The 1,083-nt window shown below is 69.7% G+C and carries 1 protein-coding gene and 1 pseudogene; one reads left to right on the top strand and one right to left on the bottom strand.

Annotated elements, in window-relative coordinates:
* Positions 1-28: 28 nt before the first annotated feature.
* Positions 29-748: pseudogene (locus BN903_RS04145) on the bottom strand (dihydropteroate synthase); the annotation flags it as partial.
* Positions 749-897: 149 nt separating this feature from the next.
* On the opposite strand from BN903_RS04145, the gene BN903_RS17175 reads away from it, so the two are divergent.
* Positions 898-1,083 (top strand): hypothetical protein (locus BN903_RS17175; RefSeq protein ID WP_195155709.1); only part of this gene is annotated, 186 nt, incomplete at its 3' end.

Below are 1,083 nucleotides of genomic sequence, written 5' to 3'. Positions count from 1 at the left end.
CCTATCCCCTGTGTGCCTTGCCTCCCACGACTGACGTGGCGGCGAGGGANACGGGGAGCGCCTCCTCGGTGCTGCGGCCCGCGATGGTCCTGAGGAAGCTCTTGCGGTTGATCGAGACGAGCAGCGGGCGGCCGTACCCGCGGAACTCGCGGAGCCGGTGGAACGTCTCGCGGTCGTCCTCGTGGGTCTTCTCGGCCGACCAGCCGCCGAACGCCGGGTCGAGGATCGTCTTGTCGGTGATCCCGTTCATCGAGAGGGCCTCGTAGATGTCGTCCACGTCCTCGATCGCGCCCGGTCGTTCGAGATCCGGGGGCGAGGCCATCTTCGAGACCGCCACGTCGTGTTCGCGGCAGACGCGGGGCATCTCGGGGTCGGCGAACCCGCAGATGTCGTTGACCATGTCGAAGCCCCGAGAGAGCGCCTCGTCGGCGACCTCGTGGTAGCGCGTCTCGATCGACCAGACGGCGTCGCCCGAGGTGGACTCCAGCGTCTCGACCGCGGTGTCGAGCCGGTCGAGTTCCTGTTCGGCAGAGAGCACGTCGAGGTCCTTGTTGGCCGACTCCAGCCCGACGTCGACGATGTCCGCGCCCTCGCCGATCAGCTCCTCGTCGACGTACGCCGCGGCCTCGCCCGGGTCGTCGTACACGCTGGGGTCGTACGGCGACTCCGCGGAGACGTTGAGCACGCCCATGATCCGGGGCGGGTGGTCGTCGCCGATCCCCAGCCCCGCGGCGTCCACGTTTTGCATACCATCACCACGGGCGCGAGCGACATAAACGGGGCGAGTACCCGACACGCTCGCCGGGGATCGGCCGCGATGTCTCGGAGGTGTGGTGGCATGAGACGTGACGGCAGCCGTCGCGCACGCGTTAACCCCGTCCGTCACCGAGGGAGCGTATGACGACGCGAACCGAAGACCGGCTGTACGGACTCGCGCTCGCGGCCCTCCTCGCGACGGCCGCTGGCGAACTGCTCGCGGTCCCGCTCCTCGTCGCGGTCGGCGTGGCGAGCGTGTTTCTGACCGTCGCCGCCCTCCTGGCCGTCGTGACGGCCGCGCTTGCGGTCGGCGTCACCCGGGAACCG

It is taken from the genome of Halorubrum sp. AJ67, assembly GCF_000513435.1.
This window is presented reverse-complemented; position numbering and strand designations above follow the sequence as displayed.